At 57.5% G+C, this 4,784-nt stretch carries 4 protein-coding genes; all 4 read left to right on the plus strand.

Going from position 1 to position 4,784, the window contains the following annotated elements; translation table 11 throughout:
• The first annotated feature begins 273 nt into the window (after positions 1-273).
• The gene (locus AC3B8H_RS18620; protein ID WP_488443028.1) at positions 274-543 is read left to right on the plus strand and encodes a potassium-transporting ATPase subunit F; all 270 of its coding nucleotides are present in this window, start codon (positions 274-276) and stop codon (positions 541-543) included.
• Positions 543-2,351, plus strand: coding sequence for a potassium-transporting ATPase subunit KdpA (kdpA, locus tag AC3B8H_RS18625; protein WP_488443029.1), 1,809 nt, complete (start codon positions 543-545; stop codon positions 2,349-2,351). Before AC3B8H_RS18620 ends, kdpA begins: the two co-directional genes overlap by 1 nt.
• Positions 2,352-2,370: 19 nt before the next feature.
• Positions 2,371-4,470 (plus strand): potassium-transporting ATPase subunit KdpB, encoded by a 2,100-nt coding sequence (gene kdpB / locus AC3B8H_RS18630; RefSeq protein WP_488443030.1) that lies wholly within the window; start codon positions 2,371-2,373, stop codon positions 4,468-4,470.
• Positions 4,471-4,479: 9 nt separating this feature from the next.
• Positions 4,480-4,784, plus strand: a 305-nt coding sequence (locus tag AC3B8H_RS18635) for a potassium-transporting ATPase subunit C (RefSeq protein WP_488443031.1), incomplete at its 3' end; no start/stop codon positions are given.

The following is a 4,784-nucleotide window of genomic DNA, read 5'->3' on the forward strand; positions in this document are numbered from 1 at the left end:
GGCACGGAGAATTGGCTTTAATCCGCAACAATATTGCTGTTTGAATTAAATCCATCTCGTTACTGTGAAAGTCAATGGGCGCGGTAAGACATACCGGTGCTGATACGCCGTCAATCGTGGCCCAAGCCGCTGCCACGTCCATTTTTTTACTCTCCGGGGCCCAAAACCTTTCATGGCCAGTCAATGGACTAGCCTCTTTGAACTGAAAATCCGTAGCCGGCATTCGGCACTGAAGATTTTTATATTCCCTTTATATCTCGCGCGGATATTTTTATGATTTTTTTATCGATCGATCTGTACATTTACCGCCTGACGCGCAAGGGCTTATGCAAAGCTTTTTCACTTTTTTCAAGAGGCCATATCGATGGACATTGTGTATTTGCTATTTACAACGGCGTTCTTTGTCGCGACCGCAATCTTGATCGGCGCTTGCGAAGCGTTGAGGGGGCAATCATGAGCTGGATTTATTTACTGAGCGGCGGCCTGACGCTGGCCGTATTCGTTTATTTGGTGGCGGCGTTGTTTTATCCGGAGAAATTCTGATGAATGGTCAAGGTTTGTTACAGGTCGCCATTTATCTGATCGCGCTGCTGACGCTAGCCAGACCGCTGGGTACTTACATGGCCCGTGTATATCAGGACGAATCGGTGGGATTGAACCGTTGGCTCGCCGGCATCGAGCGCCTGCTCTATCGCCTCGGCGGCGTCCAAGCGGACCAAGAGATGCGTTGGTCGCAGTATGCGCTGGCAACCCTAGTCTTTAACCTGTTGGGTTTGCTGGTGGTTTACGGTTTGCAACGTTTTCAGGACCTATTGCCGCTGAACCCGCAAGCCTTACCCGCGCTGAGTGCGGACTCGGCGTTCAATACCGCCGTCAGTTTCGCCACCAATACCAATTGGCAGGGTTACAGCGGCGAAGCATCGATGACTTATCTGACCCAAATGCTGGGCTTGACGGTACAAAACTTTGTTTCCGCCGCCAGTGGCATGGCGGTATTGGTGGCGCTAATTCGCGGTTTTAACCGCCGCAATAGCAACGGCATCGGCAACTTTTGGGTGGACATGACCCGCGGCACCCTCTACATCCTCTTACCCTTGTCGCTTTTACTGGCGCTAGCCCTGGTCGGCCAGGGCGTGGTGCAGAACTTTAAGCCCTACCAGACCGTTAATTTGCGGGCAGAAGTCAGTTATTCCGCGCCGAAACTGGACGCCGACGGCAAAGCCATCGTGGATGCCTCGGGCAAACCGGTGACCGAAACCCTGTCCACGCCAACGCAAACCCTGGCGATGGGGCCGGCCGCTTCGCAGATTGCCATCAAGCAATTGGGTACCAACGGCGGCGGTTTTTTTAACGTCAACTCCGCGCATCCTTATGAAAACCCAACGCCGCTGTCGAATTTCCTGGAAATGCTGGCCATACTGCTGATCCCAGCCGCACTGTGCCACACCTTCGGCGTAATGGTCTGCGACACCCGCCAAGGCTGGGCCATTTTAGGCGCGATGACTTTGGTGTTCGTGGCGTTGATCTTGGTCACGATACCGGCCGAACAACACGGCAACCCGGCTTTAACCGCGTTGGGCGTCGATCAAACGGCTTCCACGCTGCAAGCCGGCGGCAACATGGAAGGCAAGGAAGCACGCTTCGGCATCGTCAACTCCGGCCTGTGGGCGGTGGCTACCACCGCCGCGTCCAACGGTTCGGTCAACTCGATGCACGATTCCTACACGCCGATCGGCGGCATGGTGCCGATGTGGCTGATGCAACTCGGCGAAGTGATTTTCGGCGGCGTCGGCTCCGGTTTATACGGCATGATCGTGTTTGCGATTGTAGCGGTGTTCATCGCCGGCCTGATGATAGGCCGCACCCCGGAATATTTAGGCAAAAAGATCGAAGCCTACGAGATGAAAATGGCCGCCATCGTCATCCTGATTCCGCCCTTGGTGGTTCTGGGCGGCACCGCGCTATCGCTGATGCTGGATGTCGGCAAGGCCTCCATCTTCAATCCCGGCGCCCACGGCTTCAGCGAAGTGCTGTATGCCTGGTCCTCGGCCGGCAACAACAACGGCAGCGCCTTTGGCGGCTTGTCGGCCAACGTGCCGTTCTACAACCTGATGCTGGGACTGGCAATGCTGTTTTCCCGCTATTGGCTGATGATTCCGGTATTGGCGATAGCCGGTTCGCTGGCGGCGAAAAAGACCATACCGGTCGGACCCGGCACCCTACCCACCCATACACCGTTGTTTGCCTTATTGTTGATCATTACCGTGTTGATGGTCGGCGCGCTGACCTTCGTGCCGGCCTTGGCCCTGGGGCCTATCGTCGAGCAGTTACAAATGATCGGTCATCAATAATTTCGAGATAGGTAACCCCATGACTAGCCAACCCGCTTCAACGTCCTTACTGGACCCGCAAATCTTACGGCAAGCAATATTCGATGCGTTTGCCAAACTGACCCCGTTGCAACAATGGAAAAACCCGGTGATGTTCGTGGTCTACCTCGGCAGCTGGTTGACCACCGTATTGTGGTTGCGGGCGCTGGGTGGCGAAAGCGAGGAATCCGCCGGTTTTATCCTGAGTATCACGCTGTGGCTGTGGTTTACCGTGCTGTTCGCCAATTTCGCCGAAGCGGTCGCGGAAGGCCGCAGCAAAGCCCAAGCCGCCTTTTTACGCAGCGCCAAGCGCGACATTGCCGCCAAGAAACTGGATGAGCCTAAATACGGCGGCGACTACAGCAAGGTCGAAGGCTCCAGCCTGCGCAAGGGCGATGTGGTGCTGATCGAAGCCGGCGATTTCGTGCCCGGCGATGGCGACGTGATCGAAGGCGTGGCCTCGGTGGACGAAAGCGCCATCACCGGCGAAAGCGCGCCGGTGATCCGCGAATCCGGCGGCGATTTCAGTTCGGTCACCGGCGGCACCCGCGTGTTGTCCGACTGGCTGGTGGTGCGTATCAGCACCAATCCCGGCGAGAGTTTTCTGGACCGAATGATCGGTATGGTGGAAAGCGCCAAACGCCAAAAAACTCCCAACGAGATTGCTCTAACCATCTTATTGGTGGCGTTGACGCTGGTGTTCCTGATGGCGACCGTGACGCTGCTGCCCTTCTCGCTATACAGCGTGCAAAGCGCGGGCGTCGGCAAGCCGATCAGCGTCACGGTGCTGGTCGCCTTGCTGGTGTGCCTGATCCCAACCACCATCGGCGGTTTGCTGTCGGCCATCGGCGTGGCCGGCATCGGCCGGATGATGCAAAAAAACGTCATCGCCACCTCCGGCCGGGCCGTGGAAGCGGCCGGCGACGTCGATGTGCTGCTGTTAGATAAAACCGGCACCATCACCCTCGGTAACCGCCAAGCCTCCGGCTTCTTCCCGGTCAAGGGCGTATCCGACAAGCAGTTGGCCGATGCCGCGCAACTGGCCTCGCTGGCCGATGAAACCCCGGAAGGTCGTAGCGTCGTAATATTGGCGAAGCAGAAATACGGCATCCGCGAACGCGACATCCATTCGCTGGGCGCCACCTTCGTGCATTTCAGCGCCCAGACCCGAATGAGCGGCGTGAATCTGCCGGGAGACGAATGCAAAATCGGCGAGCCTTGCCGGCAAATCCGCAAGGGCGCGGCCGACTCGATTCGGCAACACATTGAGGAACAAGGCGGCAAGGTGCCGCAAGAGCTGAAGAAAATGGTCGACGATGTCGCCCGCCGGGGCAGCACGCCGCTGGTGGTGGCGGACGGGAAAAAAGCCCTGGGCGTCATCGAACTCAAAGACATCGTCAAGGGCGGCATCAAGGAGCGCTTCATCGAGCTGCGCCGGATGGGCATCAAAACCATCATGATCACCGGCGACAACCGCTTGACCGCCGCCGCGATTGCCGCCGAAGCCGGCGTCGATGATTTTTTGGCCGAAGCCACCCCGGAAGCCAAACTGAATCTGATCCGCCAACACCAAACCGACGGCCGCCTGGTGGCAATGACCGGCGACGGCACCAACGACGCCCCGGCGCTGGCGCAGGCCGACGTGGCGGTGGCGATGAACAGCGGCACCCAGGCCGCCAAGGAAGCCGGCAACATGGTGGATCTGGATTCCAACCCGACTAAGTTGATCGAGATCGTCGAAACCGGTAAGCAAATGCTGATGACCCGCGGCGCGTTGACCACCTTTAGCATCGCCAACGATGTCGCCAAATATTTCGCGATCATCCCGGCGGCCTTCGCCACCACCTATCCGGCCTTGAACGTGTTGAACGTAATGGGCCTGGCGACGCCGGCCAGCGCGATTCTGTCGGCGGTCATTTTTAACGCCTTGATCATCATATTCTTGATCCCACTAGCGTTGAAGGGTATCAAGTACCAACCTATCGGCGCGGAAAAACTGTTACAAAACAATATACTGGTCTATGGCGTGGGCGGCTTGATCGTGCCGTTTATCGGCATCAAGGCCATCGACTTAGTCCTGGTTGCAATGAATCTGGTGTAAGGAGCAAACATGTCTACCTACTTAAAGCCCGCGGCGATGCTGTTGTTCCTGCTGACCCTGATTACCGGAGTGGCTTATCCGGCGCTGGTGACGCTGCTGGCTCAGGCGTTATTCAGCGAGCAAGCCAACGGCAGCTTGATCAAAAACCCGCAAGGCCAACTGGTTGGCTCTGAACTGATCGGTCAAACCTTCAGCGATCCAAAATATTTCTGGAGCCGGCCCTCGGCCACCGCTCCCCACGGCTATAACGCCGCCGCCTCCAGCGGCTCCAACCTGGGGCCGACCAATCCGGCCTTGGTCGATGTCGTGGCTGC

It is taken from the genome of Methylomonas sp. BG-2, assembly GCF_057766305.1.

Excerpts from the sequence above, each read along its gene's own strand:
- AC3B8H_RS18620 (WP_488443028.1), top strand. The coding sequence starts at position 274 with ATGATTTTTTTATCGATCGATCTGTACATTTACCGCCTGACGCGCAAG.
- kdpA (WP_488443029.1), top strand. The coding sequence starts at position 543 with ATGAATGGTCAAGGTTTGTTACAGGTCGCCATTTATCTGATCGCGCTG.
- kdpB (WP_488443030.1), top strand. The coding sequence starts at position 2,371 with ATGACTAGCCAACCCGCTTCAACGTCCTTACTGGACCCGCAAATCTTA.